Raw genomic sequence first — 19,739 nt, 5'->3', positions numbered from 1 at the left:
AAAATATTTAGTAACGACTATTAAAAAATTGAAAATGAAATCATTAAAATTAAAGATACTGGCTTCCTTAGCTATCCTGATCACGGCATCAGGTTGTAAAAAGGAATTTGACGAAGCGGTCAAAAATAAGAACTTGCCAATAACAGGCCTTTCTCCGGCGCTATTGCTGCCTAATATTGAAACTGATATGTATAGTGCTCCTTTCAGCCAGGTTGAAAGGCAAAATCAGTTTACAGCTTGTAATTACACTTATTACGACAACAACAGGTATTGGACCGGTAGCGCTAGCTTAGACTACAACACCCTTAACAATGTTGTGGCAATGGAGGCTGAATCAAATAAACTAAGCCCAACTTTAGCAAAACCTTATCTGGCTTTGGCGAAGTTTTTCAGGGCTTACTTTTTTGTGGATATGACACTGAAGGTTGGGGATGTGCCCATGACGCAGGCATTACAGGGATTGAAGAATCCAACTCCTGCTTATGACACCCAAAAACAAATATTCATAAACTGTTTGGCTTTGCTTGAAGATGCGAATAAAGACCTGGGTGAAATGAATGCGGTAAATAAAATCACCCAAGGAACGTATGTGGTTGACAGCAAATATGATTTCTATTTTAACGGCGACCTTACCAAATGGCAAAAGGTTGTTAATGCTTTTCATTTACGGGTACTTATCGTTTTGAGCAAAAAAACTGCAGATGCTGATTTGAATGTTGCAGGACAGTTTTCAGCAATTATGGCCGATCCGGTTAAATATCCTCTATTAACTTCAATGAGCGACAATTTACAATATGTGTATGATGGGGTGTTCAGTATTTATCCAAATAGCCCGCGTAATTTTGGTAATGACGCGACCCGTTATAATACAGCGGCAACTTATATTAATACCTTGTCATCATTAAATGATTTGCGCGTAATGATGGTTGCTGAACCGGCGCGTGGGTTGGGGTTTGCGGATACTTCTTACAAATCATTTGTGGGGGGGCTGTCAGGCCAGGACCAAAGTACTATGACTAACCTGATACAAGCGGGTAAGTTGTCGCTTATCGGCCGCCACCGTTATTACGAAACGCTTACAGGCGAAAACACATTTATTATTGGCTACCCCGAAATGTGTTTTAATATTGCAGAAGCAATTAACCTTGGTTGGGTAGGCGGTAACGCTGAAACCTGGTATCAAAACGGAATATATACTGATTTGGGCTTTTACGGTGTTAACGATGGTGCAAATACAGTAACGTTCCAAAAAAGCGGTGGCTTATTAGGTGACGATATCTCATACCAGGTTAATTTTAGCTATAGTAGCTACTATAACCAGGCAGCTGTTAAATACGCGGGTAATAACGCAAGTGGTCGCAATCAAATTTTGACTCAAAAATATTTGGCTTTCGCCCGTAATTCCGGACTGGAAGCCTATTACCAGTGGCGCCGTACTGGCGTGCCTGCATTCAGTGCCGGCCCGGGTAATACTAATGATGCACAATTTACTATTCCCCTTAGATATCAATATCCTGTGAATGAGCGGAGCGCAAATAAGGCAAATTATGACGCAGCAGTTCAAAGCCAATTTGGCGGCAAGGATGATATCTATCAAGTGATGTGGATCCTAAAATAACCGTGGGTAATAATTATTAACAACTGATAAATTACCAACAACTATTAAATTAAATTTCAATAAAGGTGGGCTTAATATCCCGCCTTTATTTTTGCAGCATTAATAGGGTTTATTACTTTTTTTTGTTCTTACCTGCTAAAAAACAATTGTTTATGAAGAAGCTTGGTTTGGTGTTCATAGCTCTTTTAATTGTTCCGGAACTTTTTGCACAGAACCACCGGACACAGAATATAGTGGTAGTTACGTTAGATGGGTTTCGCTGGCAGGAGTTGTATCGTGGTGCCGACTCTGCCCTCACCAACTCAAAATATACGGATACAAAAGCTGATATACGCAAAAAATTCTGGGCCGAAACACCTGAAGAACGTCGCAAACTATTAATGCCTTTCATGTGGTCGACAATGGCAAACGAAGGACAGTTATACGGCGATCGTGACCTGGGAAATTGCGATGAAGTAGCCAATCAGTATCATTTCTCGTATCCGGGCTATAACGAAATATTTACCGGTTTTCCTGACGTCAGAGTGAACAGTAATAATCCGGTACCAAACCCTAATACAAGCATTTTTGAATACCTTGATAAGCAAAAAGGATTTGAAAGTAAAGTGGCGGTTTTTGCTTCGTGGGAGGCATTCCCAGCAATATTTAATGTGAACCGTTCGGGGTTGAAGGTTAATGCAGGCTATACAAATTTCGAGGATGCAAAAGCAGACGACCGATTAAAATATCTGAACGAAATGCAGCATAAAGCGCCACATTATTTAGGTGACACGCGAATAGACTTTATGACCTACGAGTTTGGTAAAGAATACCTTAAGGAATATAAACCACGTGTGCTTTACCTGGCTTTTGATGAAACTGATGACATGGCACATGCCGGTAATTATAAAATGTACCTCACTCAGGCTCATCAGGAAGATGCTTATCTGAAGGAATTGTGGGAATACATACAATCTGATCCAACTTATAAAAACAAAACTACATTGATCATTACTTGTGATCATGGCCGGGGAGATACAAATATCGATGCATGGAGAAATCATGGTGCAGGAGTAAAAAACTCGGAACAAACATGGTTTGCAGTGATCGGTCCGGATACGCCGCATGATGGTATCATAAAAACGCAGACTATCACTTACCATAAACAATTGGCCCAAACAATTGCACAGTTGCTGGGTTACGATTTTAAGGGCTCAGCAAACCATGAAGTAGGCGACGCCATTTCGTCTGTGATGATCAAAGACAAACCTGTTTTGGGTAAATAATTAAATGAGAAGATTTTTAATATTGTTAATCGCCTGCCTTGCCTGGGTCGATTCAAATGCGCAACCTAATCCTGCACCAAAAGCCCGCCATAAATTTATAGTGATCTGCCATCGGGGAGATCATGTAATATATCCTGAAAATACATTAGCTGCTTATGCCGAGGCAATAAAAAACGGTGCGGATTATGTGGAGATTGATCTTCGCACCACAAAAGATAGCGCTTTGGTAAGTATGCATGACGGCACCGTTAACCGGATGACGAGCACCAAAGGTGTTATTAAGGATATGACTTTATCTGAGATTGAACAGCTACAGGTTAAAAACCGCGACAGTCTAGATAAGACCGTTTATCGTGTGCCCACTTTTGAAGAAATCCTGAAACTTTGTAAGGATAAGATCTACATCTACATCGATTTCAAAAACGCGTCGGTATCGGCTACTTATGCTATGCTTAAAAAGTATGGTATGGAAAAGCAGGTGTTGGTTTATATCAACGGCATCCAGCAGTTTATAGATTGGAGACACCTTGCCCCTGATATGCCCTTAATGTTCAGCATGCCAAATAGCGTAAAAGACGTGGAAGGGATGAAAACCTTCATCAACCAGGTAAAACCCGATATTTTGGATGGAGGTTGGAAGGAATATACCAAAGAGATGCTACAATATGCCATAGATCAGAATATACCCGTATGGCCGGATATCCAAAGTAAAGATGAAGACAAGAATTGGGATACGGCTATTGCGTTAGGTTTTAAGGGCCTGCAAACAGATCATCCGGCTGCTTTGATCAAATATCTGGAAGGGAAAGGGCTGAGATAAGAGTGCCGCTTTCATCAAGCGGCACTTTTCCTATATCAGGATAATGTTAGAATATTATCTTCCCGGCTGAGGTTACCAATGATGCTATTCTCACCGCATCAAAAATACGTTCTTCGGTGGTCCCCATTTTTATTAATGAGTCTTCGTGAGCATTCACACACATTTCGCAGCCGTTGATGGCAGAAATGGCCAGGCTCATCAGTTCAAAAAACTCCTTTCCGGTTACCGGCTTCATCATAATCTGCATGCGGATACGTGCCGGTATCTGGCTGTATTTTTCCTTTTGCGTAAAGTGACGGAAACGATAAAATATATTATTTGATGCCAATAATGATGCACACCCCGTTGCTTCAGCGGTTTCGGCAGTGGTAGCGCCCTGCTCTTCAGCATAGCGGGTAAAGAATTGTGTTAATACTTTGTTGTTATTGTTTATGGCAGATGAGAGGCCGATCAAAGCGCATTCTTTTGTACTCAAGTGCTCCGAAGTAAGTGTGCTGGTTAAGTTCAGTTTCAGGTCACGCAAATAACGTGATTCTCCTTTTTCAAGTAATTCAAGACTTTCGGTACGGTAATCGTTATCGATACCTAAGGCTTCTAATATTTCGTTGGTTATTTCTGTTGTTTCGCTCATGATTTTGAGAATAGAAGGAATAAAAAATCCCCGCAAAAAGTGATGCGGGGACTCATTAGTTAAATTAATTAGACAGATAAAGTCTCTTCGCCTTTAACCCAGTTGCAAGGGCAAAGCTCGTCTGTTTGTAAAGCATCCAGTACGCGTATAACTTCTTTCACATTGCGGCCTACGCTCAGATCATTTACTGATACCCAACGGATAATACCAGTAGGGTCAATAATGAAAGTAGCGCGGTAAGCAATTTTTTCGTTTGGTTCCAGGATACCCAATTCTTCGGCCAATGATTTTGAAGTATCAGCTAGCATCGGGAATTTCAGGTCGCGCAAGTCGTCATGGTTTCTTCTCCACGCAGCATGAACAAATTCAGTATCAGTTGAAGCGCCGATCAAGCGGGTGTCACGGTCGCGGAACTCGCTGTAATTGTTATTGAATTCAGCTATCTCTGTAGGGCATACAAAGGTGAAATCTTTTGGCCACCAGAACATTACTGTCCACACGTTATCTTCATTTGCAAGATATTCTGAGGTGATTGTTTCGAACTCTTTGCCTTTTTCAATGCTTACAACTGCTGTTTTAGAAAATTCAGGAAATTTTTGACCTATAGTTATCATATTATTATTTAAGAAGTTTATTGTCGCAAATATACCTGTTTTTGACTGCCCATTTTATAAAAATAATTTATGATATATAGATGTTATCTATATTAATGCGTTAATGGAATTGATTTTAATGATATTTTAAATTGCGGTCTATTGCATACACCATAATTGTAATAATTTGAAAGATGTGGGGTTATTTTTTCTAAAATAGAAATCAGGATGTTAATTCCTGGCAGTATTCGTCATATTGCCATAAACTAAGTACTCCGAGGAGTTTAATGTATAATCTTTGCTGGGGTTCAGTACTTTAACGTTTACTGAGTGCTTTTTATTGGCCAATCGGTATTTCCAGCATATTTCCTGCCGGCGGGTAGTATAATTGGTAGGCAGTTTTGCAGTCTCGGCTTTTTCGCCATCAATCATTACTTCTACCTCGAAAGTGTAGTCTGGTGAATCTCCGTTTTTCTTCTCAGTTTCGCCTTTCAATACAAAGCCAGTCCCGGTAAAATCAAAGCTTAGTTCGCCGGCATTGATATCATGAGAAAGTTCGGTCTTTTCCAATGGCTTCATCTTGGTGAATCCCTGTTCAAATTTTACAGTCTTTGACTTCTGAACGGTTATAGTAATCTTATCGCCGTCAACCTTACCGCTATTCCGTTTGATATTTTCAAGGGCGTGTTTGTAGCCTATTTCGTAAACTTTGTTCAATGACATGGTGGTATATTTGAAGTCGATAGATTCAGCTTCTTTTAATCCCATTTTCCAATAAACAGGAATCTTTTCATAACCAAGCATCGCACCCAGAATACCGCCCACTGTAGATGGGTTACAATCTGCATCCTGCCCGCAGCGTGTCGCTATCTTCAATGTTTTGGTATAGTCGCCATTTCCGTAAAGGAGAGCCAGCACCACGTAAGCTGAGTTCAATTTGGCATCAATATCAAATGCCTTGAATACTCCATCTGGACAACTATTCTCTGATGACCATTTCTTTTGTAACTCGAACCAGGTTTGATGCCAGTCGCTGGGATATTGTTTGTGCCAGTTGATCACATCATGGATGCATTGGTAGTAAGTGCTTTTTGCGGGTATAGTCTTTAAGGCTTCATTCACAATATGTTGAATGTCATTCGAAATAAATGCCTGTGTATACATCGCCCCTACAAATACACCACCATACCAGCCATCGCCATAGTTCATAATATGGCCGACCTTGTCACTTATTCTGGAAGCAGTATTAGGCATTCCAGGACTCATCAGTCCTGCAAAATCTGATTCGATCTGGTAATCGATATCATCTGCATGCGGGTTGTTGATCCAATAACCGGATTGAGGCGCCTTGATGCCGTTCAGTAAATTGTATCGGGCTGCCTGGTTGGCGTGCCATAACATATAGCCCGCATGGGCAAAGGCATTGGCGAAAGAATCTACGGGTGCATCGAGGCCATATTTTTCAAATACATCTACAAAAGTCAGGTCCATATACAGATCATCATATAGGCCCGGGTTTTCAATCATTGTTTTCTTCAGATACCCATCGTACCAAACCAGGGGCTGGTAATCCTGTATAAATGTCCCGTTGAAACGAAACTCGTATGGCCCGCCAAAAGTAACCGCAATGGTTTGCCCGGCCCATCCGCCCATGATCTTATCCTTTAACTGTTCCTTCGTAAAAGTGATCTGTTGAGGAGTTTGCGCAGACGCTGATAGAATTATAAAAAACAGCGGGACAAATATTAATTTCTTCATCTTTAGTTAGAATGATATCAATAATAGCATAATAAAGAAGGCAGGATGCCTGCCTTTTATTAAAGATAAAAAGAAATCGAAAATAATCTGATTAGGCTATAAACAATTTAAGTATTGATCTGACTGCCTGCAGTCTTGCCCACTAATCGTTTATCCAAGGCTAATTGTTTTTTCCGCGCAAGCTCTGGAAGATAATATAGTTCGTTAAATTGTTTTTTATTATCCTTATAGCTTTTTACTGCGCCTAAGCGGTTCATTAGCCGGATATATTGCCAGGCCAGGTCAAGTTGCATCGGTTTAAAGCCGCTTCTAGCGCTTTTTGGGAAAAGGTGGTGATTATTATGCCATTCACCGGCCACAAAACCCGGCCATAGCTGATTAACAGATTTATCTTTATCGTTAAAATCTATCCCTTCGCGCTGTACCCCAGAACCTTTTCCATGGCCCTCGTAGTTAAATGTCCGCACACCAACACCCCAAAAACCGGCGGCACCAAACAACGTACAAGCCAACGCGTGGCCGCCAATAAGAAAGAAAATGATATACCAGAATGACCAGTTTAAAAGCCACGACATCACAGCCCGGCCCGGGTTTACATACGATCCCCACTTTTGATACTGGGCATAGGTATTGGCCTTAACCCCGGTATGCTGCATCAGTAATTTTACCCGGCTGTAATCCGCCTCGCTCAGATTCTTTGCAATAGGCTGATGATTCACGTCGGCCAGGAAACAATATAAAAATCCGCCGTATGCATTGTACGGGTCACCCGGCTGATCGGATTTGGAATGATGAACATGATGCGAGATCACATATATTTCTTCGGGGATGACACTTATAGTCAGATTTTGTGTGAAAAAGCGCCAGAATGCATTTCTGAACTTATAGGCCCCGTGTGTGCAATACCGGTGATGCCACACAGTGCCATGGGTCCCCATAATAATCATGCTGTAGAGGAACGCCGCCACGAGCAGGTACCATGTAAAAAAATGGAAAATGAACAACAGGAGAAACGGCGTCAGACACAAAATTTTGAACCAGCCAAAAAAGGGCAGCCAGTTTTTGCGGTTTTTAAAGATGTTTAGCCTTGCGAAAAATTCTTTAAAGATTTGCCCGGATGTGGGTTTAATGAGGTCTCCGTTTGTATCCTTCCAGCCGTAAGCGGGAACTTGCAATACATGGTCTAAAAATGCCATTACTTAAATTTTAGTATAAAAGAAATTATAGAACGGGCATAAAAAAATACCCGAATTATTTGAATTTGTGCAGTTAAAATAAGGGAAGGAATAACGGGCATTTGCTTTTGATATATCTGATTCAGTATAAGCTTAAATATTACCCGGATCAGATGGCAATGCCTAAGTTTGAAATTGTTATTAGGTTCGTCTTGCTAAAGATATGTAATTTAAATGTAAAAAATACACTAACCGTAAACAATTAATCTTTTTATCTATAACGTTCAAAAGAACAATAAGTTGCACTTATTGTAAAATAAAGACTGGTTTGAATGGCCATCTTTCTACCGTAAGTGAAATATCAATTACTTAATTCAAATGATTTCTGCAAACGGATATCGTCAGATGCACTGCCGATCATGATCTGGAAGGTACCTGGTTGAGTAACACGTTCCAGTTTATCATTATAAAATGCCAGCTCGTCGCGCTTGATGGTGAAAGTCACGCGCCTGATCTCGCCGGGTTGAAGCATGATCTTTTTAAAGTCTTTCAGCTCTTTTATTGGCCGAACCGGTTGCGAAACCATTTCGCGGATATATAACTGTACCACTTCTTCGCCAGCGCGTTTGCCGATATTCTTGACCATAAATGAAACCTGTATGGGCTTAAGGCCTTTTACGGTCGGTTTAAATTTGCCCATCTCCATATTTTGGTACTCAAATGTTGTGTAGCTCAAACCATGACCAAATGCATATTGCGGAGAGTTGCGCAGATCGTTATAAGCTGAAACATAAAACAAGTCGGTATCACTTTTCGCAGGGCGTCCCGTATTATAGTGGTTGTAATAAATAGGAATTTGTCCCTCAGAGCGCGGAAAGGTGATCGGTAATTTGCCCGATGGGTTGTAATCTCCGTACAATACATCTGCCATGGCATTACCGCCCTGTGTACCTAACCACCAGGCATATACAATGGATGCTACATTATCAGCCGTCCAGTTAAATACCATGGGCCGACCGGCCATTAATAGCACTACGACTGGTTTCCCTGTCGCTATTACCGCTTTTATCAAATCTTCCTGCACACCGGGCAGGTGAATGTTCGACCGGCTTTTTGCTTCGCCGGTCATATCCGGAGCTTCGCCCATTGCCATTATCACCACATTTGCTTTTTTAGCTGCGGCTACTGCATCGGCAAAACCATCATGTGATGTGCCGGTAATGCTGCAGCCTTCCGCATAAACAAATTTGGTATCCGGAGCATGGTTTTTCATTCCCTCCATTAGCGAAATGATGCCTTTATTTTGGTCAACATCCAGCGACCAGAAGCCTTTTAACTCTTTCTCAGCTTTTACAAGCGGACCGATCAGCGCAACCGTTTTTAAGTTTTTTGATATAGGCAGCAGATTATTGTCATTCTTAAGCAGAACCATACTTTTTCGTGCCATATCTCTCGCTGCCTCCAGGTTTTCAGGCCGGTTTAATGCAATTTTTTCCTTGTCAGGATTGATGAATTTGTAAGGATCATCAAACAAGCCCAGCTCGAACTTTTTTCTTAAAATACGGCGTACAGCATCATCGATCAGACCTACAGACACTTTTTTATCAGCTACCAATTTTGCCAGGTTGTTGATGTAACTGCGGCTTTCCATATCCATGTCGCTTCCTGCCGTGATGGCTTCTTCAGCGGCTTCGTAATTATCTTTTGCATAACCATGATTGATCATCTCGCCGATTGACCCCCAGTCGCTCACTACAAAACCCTTGAATTTCCACGCACTTTTCAGAATATCACGCTGCAGATAGCTATTTCCGGTTGCCGGTGTGCCATTCAGGTCGTTAAATGAGTTCATGAAGGTTGCTACCCCCGCATCTTTTGCTGCTTTAAAGGGGGTAAGATAAATTTCCCAAAGCGTGCGCAAGCTCATGTCCACACTGTTGTAATCGCGTCCGCCGATAGCAGCACCATAAGCTGCAAAGTGCTTGGCACAGGCCATTACGGCATCCGGGCTGCCGATCCCATTTCCCTGGAACCCTTTTACTCGTGCTGTTGCAATCTGCGCACCAAGGTATGGGTCCTCTCCGGCACCCTCCATTACTCGGCCCCATCTCGGGTCGCGGGCAATATCTACCATCGGCGCAAATGTCCAGTTAATACCCGATGCAGAAGCTTCGACAGCCGCTATGCGTTCGGCCTTTTCAATGGCGGCCATATCCCAACTTGCTGCCTCAGCCAATGGGATAGGAAAAGTAATACTGTAACCATGTATCACATCCTGCCCAAAAAGCAGCGGAATTTTTAGTCTCGATTTCATCGCAGCATCCTGGAAGGTTTTGCAATGATCGGTACCCATAATATTCAGCACAGCGCCAACGCGACCTCGCTTTATCTCGTCCAGCTTATTGCCTACATCTTTAGTAACCGGTCCGGTTGCTTCCCAATCGCCATTATATTGGTTTAGCTGACCGATTTTTTCATCCAACGTCATTTTAGCGAGTAAGGCTTCCACTTTTTGATCAATGGTTTCTTTTTGCGCGAATGAGTGGTTGGCTATAAAACACAGCACGAGCAGTAGACAGATTAGTTTCAGGCTGATCTTCATTGTTTAAATCGGATTGATTTAGCAGGGTATTTAAATATAGTTATAAATTCCCTTTTTTGATCTCGTCAGCAGCATAATTTGCCGCGCGTGCAGTTAAGGCCATGTATAAGATGGACGGGCTCTGATTCCCGGTGCTGGTCATGCAGGCACCATCGGTCACAAATACATTCTTACACAGATGCAATTGATTCCACTTGTTCAGTAAGGATGTTCTTGGATCCTTACCCATGCGGCAGCCCCCCATTTCGTGGATATCCAAACCGGGCGCTTGCCTGTTTTGGTGTGTTTGCACGTTTTTGCAACCTGCTTTTTCCAGCATCTCTTTGGTTTCCTTCAGGAAATCATCGATCATACGCTGGTCATTATCGTCATATTCTACCGATGTGACCAATAACGGTATTCCCCATTGATCCTTGTGTTCCCTACTTAAACGCACATGGTTGGTTATTTTGGGAACCGTTTCGCCCTGCAAGTACATATATACTTTCCACGGCCCCGGTTCGGTAAGTGAATCTTTATACTCGGCACCGACCTTACCTTGTTCCGTAGCTGGCCTTGACTCCCTGAATGCACCCATGAAAGTGGTGTATCCGCCGTGATAATCCGTTTCCTGCTTATGCAGATTTTTATAATTCGCCAGGATCAGTTCTGTTGGGTTTCGCCCGAAATAATATTTATCGAGGAAGCCGTCCATATCAGCAGTCACCGATGCCCGGTAATTTTGAAAAGCGATGTATTTACCCAGCAAACCATTATCATTTCCCAAACCATTAGGGAAACGTTTGGAGGTTGAGTTCAATAGCACCAGATTAGTATTCAAGGCGGAAGCATTCATGAATATCACCTTCGCTTTAAACTGCATCAGTTCTTTAGTATTGGTGTCGATCACTCTTACGCCCGACGCCTTGCCCAATTTTTCATCATAAATGATAGAATGAACTACGGAGAACGGCCTAATGGTTAAGTTCCCTGTTTTTTTTGCCCAGGGGAGGGTAGAGCTGTTCGAACTGAAATACCCACCAAAAGGACAACCACGCATACACATATTACGAGCCTGGCATTTCACTCGGCCCTGATCGATATGAATCTGATTCGGCTTGGTCAGATGCGCCCATCGCGCATGTACCAGGTGGCGGTCTTTATAATTCTCGCTGATCTTTTTGCTGATTACTTCCTGAACGCAATTCATCTCGAATGGCGGTAAAAATTCACCATCGGGCATCGATTCCAAACCATCCTTATTACCGCATACGCCAATGAACGTTTCTACATGGGAGTACCACGGAGCTACATCATCATAACCGATGGGCCATGCAATACCATAACCGAATTTTTCAGGATTCTCAAATTCATACTTACTCCAGCGTTGGCAGGCTCGTCCCCAGGTAAGCGATTTGCCCCCAACCTGGTAGCCACGTATCCAGTCGAACGGTTTTTCCTGTATGTAAGGGTGATCTTTATCCTTTACAAAAAAGTGCGCATTATCCTCGCCATAGCCCGCCGCTTTGCTGATCAGTGGGTTTTCTTTCAGGAACTCGGTGGTCATTCTGAGCCGGTGCTTAAATTGCCACGGCGGTGTTGTTGCTGTCGGATAATCTTTGATATGTTCCACATTCCGGCCGCGTTCCAGAACCAAAGTTTTCAATCCCCTTTCGCACAATTCTTTCGCCGCCCATCCGCCGCTGATACCTGAGCCGATCACAATCGCATCATAGGTGGTCTGAATTTCCGGGGCCTTGGTATTTGTCGAATCCATCGGTATTATAATTGGTTTTGCCGAAAAAAGCAGGCGCTTTTTGGGCTTTTAAAGTTAATGTTTTCTGAATAAAGCAGCTATAATTTTATCGTTTGCGATGATGGGAAACTTCTTTCTATATTTAGTCGTCTAATAAGCAAACCCTATATGAGCAAAGCCTTATTGTGTCTCTTACTCGCTGTTGCAATAACGCAAACAGCCTGTGGCCAGCAAATCCATTATGGCAATAACCCGGCCGCCGGGAAATATTATGATGTACGCGGTATAAAATTATATGCCGAGACTTATGGCCAGGGTAAGCCTTTGTTACTGATACATGGCAATGGAGGTAGTATCAACGCATTTAAGCAAACCATTCCATACTTTTCAAAGAAGTATAAGGTAATCGCGGTTGATAGCCGGGCGCATGGGAAGTCCGTCGATAAAAAGGACTCCCTCAGTTTCGAAATGATGGCCGACGATTTTGCCGCACTGCTGGATAAAATGCACATCGATTCAGCATATGTGATCGGATGGAGCGATGGCGGTATCAACGCAATCCTCATGGCAATGCGTCATTCGGATAAGGTGATCAAGTTTGCCGCTACAGGAGCCAACCTGACACCGGATTCGTTGGGACTTACCCAATCAACATGGGATGATATGGTAAAACAATACCGGCGTGATAAAGATAAACCCCGCGTTACGGACAAAGAAAAAAATGACTGGAAGATATTTATGCTGGATTATGTGCAGCCGAATATTCCGTTTTCCGCATTAAAGGTGATCAAATGCCCTTCGTTGATCATTTGCGGCGACCATGATGTGATACCGATTGAACATACGACCAAAATTTATCAGGCCATTCCAAAGGCTTATCTATGGGTGGTGCCCAATTCTGGTCACCCTACATTAATTGAGCATCGCGATGAATTCAATATGGTAGTAAACGACTTTTTTGAGAAACCCTACCATAAGTTTTAAACCAGTTGCAGACGCTTTAAATATTCGATATTCACTTTAGCACTTTGCAGTGGCGTTTCATGATAAAAGCGGCTTTGCTCAACAAAGAAGTATTTCATGCCATCATTGAGTGCCGTCGACAGCAGGTGAGGATAATTAATAATCCCCTGACCAAGATCGCATGCTGATTCTTCGTCGCTGCTTTTTGGTAAACGCTGTTTTAATACATCACGCATGTGGCAAAGCTTAAAACGGTGAGGATGCTTTTTGATGTACCTTTCCGGATTTTGGCCTTCAGTGACCGTGTAGTAATAGTCCATCTGGAAGTCGACTAATTCTTTATCCGTATTGGCCAACAATACGTCGATGGGTAATTGTCCATCTACCTTTTTATAAGGATAATCATGCGGATGATAACCAAAGCGCATCCCATGCTTTTTGCAAATATCGCCATTGCGATTAAACTCGTCGGCAAAGCGTTTAAAATTATCGATCGATTTCTGCGGCCCTTTCCACGGACAGATCAGATATTTCATGCCAATTTCCGCAGCAAGTTCTACCTGTTTCTCAAAGCCCACGGGATCGTCGTCGTAATGACTGGATATTAACGTCAGACCGTAACCGCCTGCAATCTTTTTGAACTCCCGGTTACTACATCCCCAAAATATACCACCGGGTCCAGCGTAGCTCTCAATCTGGGTATACCCCATATTACCCAGTTTTTTTAAAGTACCTTTTGGATCTTTCTGCATATTCTCCTTTACCATATATAATTGGATACCCAATGCCGGGAGCTTCTGAGGCGAAGCAAAAAGGTCATTCTTAAACAAAGGAAGGCTCAAAGCCAAAAGGCTGGTATTCTTTATAAAATTTCTTCTGTTAGGCATGTTAATCATTTAAAAAGGTGTCATGCTGAGGCACTCGAAGCATAGTGGGCGAAGGCCTTTAAGCACTACACTTCGAGTGCCTCAGTGTGACACCCTGCCCGTTAAATATTTCCTCGTTTCATCTCCTCCACAGCGTGATTTGCAGCCCTTGCTGCAAACGCCATGTATAAAATCGACGGACTCTGGTTCCCTGTACTGGTCATACAGGCGCCATCGGTGACGTAGACATTATTACACTGATGCATCTGGTTCCATTTGTTAAGGAGTGATGTTTTTGGATCATGGCCCATGCGGCATCCGCCCATTTCGTGAATATCCAGTCCCGGAGCCTGGTGGGTATCATACTTGGTGATATCTTTCACACCGGCTATCTCCAGCATTTCGGCGCTTTGTTCAAGGAAATCTTTGATCAGCTTCTCATCATTATCATCATAACCGACCGAGGTGATCAGTTGAGGAATACCCCAGGGGTCCTTTTGATCTTTGCTTAGCCGGACATGATTGGCTTCTTTCGGTATTGTTTCTCCCTGAATATACATGCCCGCATGCCAAGGCCCAGGTTCTGATACTGCATTTTTAAGATCGGCGCCAATGCCCTCATCCCAACGATTTCTGCCGCGATTAGAGTAGACAAAAGTCATAAAGCCACCTATATAATCAGTGTCCTGTTTGTGCAAATTGCGATAATTGGGAATCATTGGGTTAGTCGGGTTTCGGCCAAAATAATAATGATCCTCAAAGCCTTCATAACGACCGTGCACACTTGCCCGGTAATTCTGGAAAGCCATGAATTTGCCCAATAACCCACTGTCGTTTCCCAACCCATTTGGAAAGCGTGAAGAAGTTGAGTTAAGCAATATCAGATTGGTATTCAGGCAGGCTGCATTCATAAAGATCACTTTTGCATAAAACTCAGTCTCTGCTTTGGTATTAGTATCGATTACCCGCACTCCGGTAGCCTTACCTTTTTTCTCGTCATAAATAATGGAATGCACTACAGAGAATGGCCTGATGGTTAAGTTGCCCGTCTTTTTAGCCCAAGGCAGGGTAGACGAAACAGAGCTGAAATATCCGCCAAACGGACAACCCCTGGTACATAGATCACGTGCCTGGCATTGGCCGCGACCCTGTTGTACATGGATTGGTTCGGGTTTTGTAAGGTGTGCCCAGCGTGTTTTGATCATCCGGCGGTCTTCGTAATGCGCATTTATCTGTTTGGCCATTGCATCCTCCACGCAACTCATCTCGAACGGCGGCAGGTAATCGCCATCGGGCATTGATTCCATACCATCCTTATCACCGCAAATGCCCGAAAAGCGTTCTACATGCGAGTACCAGGGCGCTATATCTTCATAACGTATAGGCCAGTCCACTGCATACCCATAGCGCATCGGCGCTGAAAACTCAAAGTTGCTCCAACGCTGGCAGGCTCGCCCCCACATAATGGATTTGCCGCCTACCTGGTAGCCGCGTATCCAGTCAAAAGGCTTTTCCTGTATGTAAGGATGTTCCTTATCCTTCACAAAGAAGTGATGTGTGTCCTCGCCATAAGCATAACATTTGCTGATCACCGGGTTATCTTTTTTAACCTGCAAGGGCTCCTCCATGCGATGCGGAAACTCCCATGGGCCTTTGGTCGCGGTAGGATAATCCTTAATATGCTCGATGTTGCGACCGCGCTCTAATACCAGTGTTTTTACGCCAAGATCACACAACTCTTTGGCGGCCCATCCGCCGCTGATGCCTGATCCTACTACAATCGCGTCATACGTATGCTGTTCGGTTCCTTTACTCATAGTTCACCGTCATTATTTAAGTTCGAATAAAACCAGGTTGATCTCTTTTTTACTCGTTGTGGTCAGGTAAAAAGAAGTACCCGGCTCTATATAGGTCTCTTTGCCTGGCTTTATATTGATGGATCTGTGATTTTTTGTGTCGTGAAGAATGACGTCATCTCCTGCCACCAGCCCGGCAATCATCGGCCCGCGGTTACTGATCGTTTGTTTATTTATCGATGAATCAGTTACGCGATAGGCAAATGCCCTATCGCTGTCAAATAAAACCGTAAATGGCAATGGTTTGCGGCTGGAGTTTGGCTCATATGTCGAAAGAAGCTCAATATCTGTAACATGATAAGGTGCCGTGTCCCAATTGCTCACTTTATGGATCACCGTGTCTTTTGCAAAATCGCGGTAAAAGGCACTTCCTGCTACACTTTGGCTTTTCACCCAAGCCTGTCCTTTCAGTTGCTGGGCTGTGACGGTATTAGTAAATAGCAAAATAACCGAAGGGGTGGAATGAATATGTTGCAGGGTGGTGTCGTGCGGCGGAATATTCACATCCAGTACCCTGAAGTATTTGTTTTCAAAAACGTTTTTATGTCTTGGTTCGTTGCGTACCTGCACCTGGGCCTGAGCTCCGAAAGCGGCCATTAACAAGATTGAAAGAAAAGACAATCTGTAGCTCATCTTCTTGATTTTCAATTATCATTATCACAATAAAAACATTGGGCATTAGCGTGCAGCCACAGGAAAGAAGCCGGTAACTGCGTGCTTATTTTTCGCTCCATCAGCTTTTGCATAATGGCATTTTTGTGTGAGCCATTTACCAGCAGAATTATTTTCTTAGATTGTAAAATATCCGTCATACCCAGCGTCATACCATATTTAATCGGTTCACCGGTGCTTTTTATCATCGTGTGTTCCAATGATGTTGAACTCAGCGGCGATAAATGAGCACGCGGCTGCAGGATGTCCGCAGGTTCATTAAAAGCGATATGACCGTTTTTACCCAGCCCTAAAATGCATAGGTCGATCGGGCCATGTTCATCCAGGTAATTGTCAACATTCTGAAGTTCTTTCTCTGGGCGGGTTGTTTTACCATTAAATGCTATGTATTGACTGTTGGAAATGCCAAGAGGGTTAAATAAATGTTCATGTAAATATTTCTCGCATGAACCCTCATCATTAATACCTAAGCCGTACCACTCATCTAATTTAATGAACCGGAGGCCAGATGTATTAATGTTTTCCTTCTTTTCGGTCAGCTTTTTATATACGCCCGTAGGTGAATTGCCCGTAGCTGCACAAACTAACGATTTCGGATTGTGCTGAAGCTCATGAATTATTGTTTCGGAAGCCAGTTCGTTCAGTTCAGAAAGTGTATTGCAGCGGGTGATCAGCATAAAAAAGGAAGTTTTATAATAGGTTGTTTCTTACCAAATATAAAACTTCCCGGGGCAAACAATCGTGCTATTATTGGTCTAAAAATGGCTTGAATTAATCAAACTGGTCATTTGGTAAACCTTGCAATCAGATCGGGTGCGTTAGCCGGCATCTTTATTTTGTACCGGTACATACCATTAAACGAATCCTCTTCTTTCAGAAACTCATGATTCTTTTTGCTAATCCAGTAGGTTTCGGAATAATGGGTGCCTTTGTAGTCGCCTTCGGTAGCTAATTTCCAGCAATCTGCTTTTTCGTTGCTGATAGTTTGAATTACCTCGCTGCCAATTACTTTATAATTCACATAGGCAGGTGGATCGAGCCCGGCGTCATAAAAATTAATAGCGAATGTTTTACCCTCGGCCAACGGCAGCATCTCAAATGTTTCAATATCCAGGTTCCAATTGAAGTTAGGCAGTTTGAAATTAAGCGAGAAATCTTTTTGCATATTTTGCGCAACGCTGTCGGCCCCGGTTATTTTATCAGTCCCCCAATTGTATGCTTTCGTTTTTGTGCCGATCGTTTCCGAATGATAAATGGGTGCAAAGTCAGATGCCTTATTAATAGAATAGATATAACGATAGCTTGTTGAATCGCTACCAAACCAATGCTGGGCAATAGTGAATATCTTCTGGCCATTACGATCCTGTAATTGGATATCCCTGAGCCAAAGAGAAAACCGCAACGTTGTTTTCTTTTTGGGATCCTGGAAGTAGACGAGGTATTGGTTCAGACCCGGTTTTAAAACCGAAGTATTAATGCGTTTATCCTTTAACCGTATAGTATCAACCTGGGCATTCGCCGAAATACTGATAACACAGCAGAGCAGGATTATAAAAGATGAATATTTAAACATTTTCATTGGTAATGTAAACAGGTGTTAGTGAATTCTTTTTGCTGGTTTGCCTTTCATAATAATAGATCAGTAACAGCAGCGAAAGGTTGATGAGCTGAATAATGGCCTCATACGAATCAGAAAATGGATCATGATTATGCAAATGAGTGTAAACTGCACCGAGCATGACAACAATAAGCCCTAAAGTAGCCAACGGACCTGTCTTCAGTTTAGAATGAAAGAGTATGCCAATGGCGCCTAATGGCTCGGCGCCCATAACAAAATACAGGAACCACACCGCATAACAGGACTGTCTGAAAAACGCCAGCATATATGGCATATTGAGTGATTTGCCCAGTGTTACCACCATAAATGTGTTGGCAATTGCGATGGAAACAGCACGTAATGTTTTGCGGATAATTTTTTGCAAAGCTGCATCCTGGGACTGTTCAGTCAGCTCCTGGAAATTTAAGGCAATGTAGGCCGCCAGGTACCCAAGCGTGCCATACATGATTAAACTAATAATCTGTAAAAATACACTGAGTACCTTCTGCAGGTCGGCGTCGTTAATTCCGATAAACAGGTGTATCCAGGTATAAATAATGGATACCCATGCAATAAAAATGTAGATACCCGAAACACGTATCACTGTTTTGGTATCAACCTCTTTTAGGAAGTTGATCAGGCCGCCCAATAGCAGCACTCCTGTGAAGATCATGATATCCATACTCAAAATTTTTTATGAAGCAGGTATATTAACCGGGATCATCAAAATACCCGGGGCTTTGTCCTGCGAGTAATAAAGCATTTTACCGTCAGGCGACACATAAGGATCGAAGTTGCCTTTACCGTTGTTTACTTCCGGCCCAAGTTTTTCTCCTTGTGTCCAATTATTGCCTTTTCGATAACTAATGTAGAGTTCGCCGTTACTTACAAATATGATGTAGCGTTCATCAGTGGCAATAAACGGGTCGTATATTTCGCTGTCGCCGTTCAAAGCAAGCAGTTCTGGTTTTTGGTAGTGACCATTAACAAGGCGGGCAGCATAACCACCCATGCCTTTGTGCCCCTCGCGGTTGCGTGAGCAGAAACAAACAGTGCCTTTGCTGCTGATAGAAGGACCGTAGTCGTTAAAACCGTACATATTGATAGGCGCATCGAAGTGTTTTGGCTCTGTCCACTTATCTCCCGAAATGCGGTCGACATACCAGAGCTGGTTGTTCTTTTGAGGTTTGGTTTGATCAGCCGCTGTATCAACAGGGCGGTTCGAGACAAATATCAGGCGTTTGCCATCAGGCCTCAATGCAGGATCCCAATCTTTCCAATGCCCAGAGAATGGTGCGAGCACAGGCTTCGTCCATTTGCCATTCACTTTTTTTGTAAAATAAATGGTCGTCCCGTCAGCCAGGTAAGCAGTTTTGCCATCAGGCATCAGGGCAGCTACAGATTGGTTATTGGTTGAATCGACACCTTGCTGGGTAAACACTTCAGGCTTTGCACCAGCAGGAACAATGTTTTGGCCAAATGCAGTCGGTCTCAACCCTAATACAATCAGCGAACAGACGGTGATTTTTTTTAACAAGGTATACATAAGTAAATTGATAGGTAAATGATTGGCCGGTCGCCCGGGAAA

General features: G+C 43.0%; 17 protein-coding genes. 4 read left to right on the top strand and 13 right to left on the bottom strand.

The annotated features are described in order from the left end of the window. Positions 1 to 34: 34 nt before the first annotated feature. The 3 genes from Q3A68_RS05520 (at position 35) to Q3A68_RS05510 (ending at position 3,703) form a co-directional block, all read left to right on the top strand. Complete coding sequence (locus Q3A68_RS05520; RefSeq protein WP_302900058.1) at positions 35 to 1,618, top strand: SusD/RagB family nutrient-binding outer membrane lipoprotein; 1,584 nt, start codon at positions 35 to 37, stop codon at positions 1,616 to 1,618. A 152-nt stretch (positions 1,619 to 1,770) separates the two neighbouring features. Beyond that, positions 1,771 to 2,883, top strand: a complete 1,113-nt coding sequence (locus Q3A68_RS05515; protein WP_302900057.1) for an alkaline phosphatase family protein — start codon at positions 1,771 to 1,773, stop codon at positions 2,881 to 2,883. A 4-nt stretch (positions 2,884 to 2,887) separates the two neighbouring features. After that, positions 2,888 to 3,703 carry a glycerophosphodiester phosphodiesterase family protein gene (locus Q3A68_RS05510; RefSeq protein WP_302900056.1) on the top strand — a complete coding sequence of 272 codons (816 nt, stop codon included), beginning with the start codon at positions 2,888 to 2,890 and terminating at the stop codon, positions 3,701 to 3,703. 46 nt (positions 3,704 to 3,749) lie between these two features. On the opposite strand, the gene Q3A68_RS05505 is transcribed toward Q3A68_RS05510, so the two are convergent. The 6 genes from Q3A68_RS05505 to Q3A68_RS05480 form a co-directional block, all read right to left on the bottom strand. Further along, the gene (locus Q3A68_RS05505; protein ID WP_302900055.1) at positions 3,750 to 4,334 is read right to left on the bottom strand and encodes a carboxymuconolactone decarboxylase family protein; all 585 of its coding nucleotides are present in this window, start codon (positions 4,332 to 4,334) and stop codon (positions 3,750 to 3,752) included. Positions 4,335 to 4,402: 68 nt separating this feature from the next. Next, positions 4,403 to 4,948, bottom strand: coding sequence for a peroxiredoxin (locus Q3A68_RS05500; RefSeq protein WP_302900054.1), 546 nt, complete (start codon positions 4,946 to 4,948; stop codon positions 4,403 to 4,405). A 210-nt stretch (positions 4,949 to 5,158) separates the two neighbouring features. Then, a complete protein-coding gene (locus tag Q3A68_RS05495) occupies positions 5,159 to 6,685 on the bottom strand; it encodes an ADP-ribosylglycohydrolase family protein (RefSeq protein ID WP_302900053.1) in 1,527 nt (508 codons plus the stop codon). A 107-nt stretch (positions 6,686 to 6,792) separates the two neighbouring features. Next, entirely contained in the window at positions 6,793 to 7,881 is a 1,089-nt protein-coding gene (locus Q3A68_RS05490; protein WP_302900052.1) for a fatty acid desaturase, read from the bottom strand. A gap of 340 nt (positions 7,882 to 8,221) precedes the next feature. After that, the gene (gene bglX / locus Q3A68_RS05485; RefSeq protein WP_302900051.1) at positions 8,222 to 10,462 is read right to left on the bottom strand and encodes a beta-glucosidase BglX; all 2,241 of its coding nucleotides are present in this window, start codon (positions 10,460 to 10,462) and stop codon (positions 8,222 to 8,224) included. A gap of 40 nt (positions 10,463 to 10,502) precedes the next feature. Then, the gene (locus Q3A68_RS05480; protein ID WP_302900050.1) at positions 10,503 to 12,218 is read right to left on the bottom strand and encodes a GMC oxidoreductase; all 1,716 of its coding nucleotides are present in this window, start codon (positions 12,216 to 12,218) and stop codon (positions 10,503 to 10,505) included. Positions 12,219 to 12,365: 147 nt separating this feature from the next. On the opposite strand from Q3A68_RS05480, the gene Q3A68_RS05475 reads away from it, so the two are divergent. Next, a complete protein-coding gene (locus tag Q3A68_RS05475; protein ID WP_302900049.1) occupies positions 12,366 to 13,181 on the top strand; it encodes an alpha/beta fold hydrolase in 816 nt (271 codons plus the stop codon). Here Q3A68_RS05475 and Q3A68_RS05470 read toward each other — a convergent pair. From Q3A68_RS05470 to Q3A68_RS05440, 7 genes are all read right to left on the bottom strand, one after another. Further along, positions 13,178 to 14,047, bottom strand: coding sequence for a sugar phosphate isomerase/epimerase family protein (locus Q3A68_RS05470; protein ID WP_302900048.1), 870 nt, complete (start codon positions 14,045 to 14,047; stop codon positions 13,178 to 13,180). The two genes, Q3A68_RS05475 and Q3A68_RS05470, sit on opposite strands and share 4 nt — an antisense overlap. 101 nt (positions 14,048 to 14,148) lie before the next feature. Continuing rightward, positions 14,149 to 15,843, bottom strand: coding sequence for a GMC oxidoreductase (locus Q3A68_RS05465; protein WP_302900047.1), 1,695 nt, complete (start codon positions 15,841 to 15,843; stop codon positions 14,149 to 14,151). Between the two features lie 12 nt (positions 15,844 to 15,855). Next, entirely contained in the window at positions 15,856 to 16,515 is a 660-nt protein-coding gene (locus Q3A68_RS05460) for a hypothetical protein (protein ID WP_302900046.1), read from the bottom strand. 11 nt (positions 16,516 to 16,526) lie between these two features. Then, on the bottom strand, positions 16,527 to 17,231 hold the full coding sequence (locus Q3A68_RS05455) for a galactosamine-6-phosphate isomerase (protein ID WP_302900045.1): 705 nt from the start codon (positions 17,229 to 17,231) through the stop codon (positions 16,527 to 16,529). 107 nt (positions 17,232 to 17,338) lie between these two features. After that, positions 17,339 to 18,133, bottom strand: a complete 795-nt coding sequence (locus Q3A68_RS05450) for a DUF3108 domain-containing protein (protein ID WP_302900044.1) — start codon at positions 18,131 to 18,133, stop codon at positions 17,339 to 17,341. Continuing rightward, positions 18,120 to 18,833, bottom strand: coding sequence for a DoxX family protein (locus tag Q3A68_RS05445; RefSeq protein ID WP_302900043.1), 714 nt, complete (start codon positions 18,831 to 18,833; stop codon positions 18,120 to 18,122). Before Q3A68_RS05445 ends, Q3A68_RS05450 begins: the two co-directional genes overlap by 14 nt. A gap of 12 nt (positions 18,834 to 18,845) precedes the next feature. After that, a complete protein-coding gene (locus Q3A68_RS05440; protein ID WP_302900042.1) occupies positions 18,846 to 19,697 on the bottom strand; it encodes a TolB-like translocation protein in 852 nt (283 codons plus the stop codon). Positions 19,698 to 19,739 lie beyond the last annotated feature (42 nt).

The sequence above is a fragment of the Mucilaginibacter tolerans genome, assembly GCF_030519375.1.
Classification (GTDB): domain Bacteria; phylum Bacteroidota; class Bacteroidia; order Sphingobacteriales; family Sphingobacteriaceae; genus Mucilaginibacter.
Note: the sequence above shows the minus strand (reverse complement) of the source record. Positions and strands in the feature narration are given on the sequence as shown.

Excerpts from the sequence above, each read along its gene's own strand:
- Q3A68_RS05520 (WP_302900058.1), top strand. The coding sequence starts at position 35 with ATGAAATCATTAAAATTAAAGATACTGGCTTCCTTAGCTATCCTGATC.
- Q3A68_RS05515 (WP_302900057.1), top strand. The coding sequence starts at position 1,771 with ATGAAGAAGCTTGGTTTGGTGTTCATAGCTCTTTTAATTGTTCCGGAA.
- Q3A68_RS05510 (WP_302900056.1), top strand. The coding sequence starts at position 2,888 with ATGAGAAGATTTTTAATATTGTTAATCGCCTGCCTTGCCTGGGTCGAT.
- Q3A68_RS05505 (WP_302900055.1), bottom strand. The coding sequence starts at position 4,334 with ATGAGCGAAACAACAGAAATAACCAACGAAATATTAGAAGCCTTAGGT.
- Q3A68_RS05500 (WP_302900054.1), bottom strand. The coding sequence starts at position 4,948 with ATGATAACTATAGGTCAAAAATTTCCTGAATTTTCTAAAACAGCAGTT.
- Q3A68_RS05495 (WP_302900053.1), bottom strand. The coding sequence starts at position 6,685 with ATGAAGAAATTAATATTTGTCCCGCTGTTTTTTATAATTCTATCAGCG.
- Q3A68_RS05490 (WP_302900052.1), bottom strand. The coding sequence starts at position 7,881 with ATGGCATTTTTAGACCATGTATTGCAAGTTCCCGCTTACGGCTGGAAG.
- bglX (WP_302900051.1), bottom strand. The coding sequence starts at position 10,462 with ATGAAGATCAGCCTGAAACTAATCTGTCTACTGCTCGTGCTGTGTTTT.
- Q3A68_RS05480 (WP_302900050.1), bottom strand. The coding sequence starts at position 12,218 with ATGGATTCGACAAATACCAAGGCCCCGGAAATTCAGACCACCTATGAT.
- Q3A68_RS05475 (WP_302900049.1), top strand. The coding sequence starts at position 12,366 with ATGAGCAAAGCCTTATTGTGTCTCTTACTCGCTGTTGCAATAACGCAA.
- Q3A68_RS05470 (WP_302900048.1), bottom strand. The coding sequence starts at position 14,047 with ATGCCTAACAGAAGAAATTTTATAAAGAATACCAGCCTTTTGGCTTTG.
- Q3A68_RS05465 (WP_302900047.1), bottom strand. The coding sequence starts at position 15,843 with ATGAGTAAAGGAACCGAACAGCATACGTATGACGCGATTGTAGTAGGA.
- Q3A68_RS05460 (WP_302900046.1), bottom strand. The coding sequence starts at position 16,515 with ATGAGCTACAGATTGTCTTTTCTTTCAATCTTGTTAATGGCCGCTTTC.
- Q3A68_RS05455 (WP_302900045.1), bottom strand. The coding sequence starts at position 17,231 with ATGCTGATCACCCGCTGCAATACACTTTCTGAACTGAACGAACTGGCT.
- Q3A68_RS05450 (WP_302900044.1), bottom strand. The coding sequence starts at position 18,133 with ATGAAAATGTTTAAATATTCATCTTTTATAATCCTGCTCTGCTGTGTT.
- Q3A68_RS05445 (WP_302900043.1), bottom strand. The coding sequence starts at position 18,833 with ATGGATATCATGATCTTCACAGGAGTGCTGCTATTGGGCGGCCTGATC.
- Q3A68_RS05440 (WP_302900042.1), bottom strand. The coding sequence starts at position 19,697 with ATGTATACCTTGTTAAAAAAAATCACCGTCTGTTCGCTGATTGTATTA.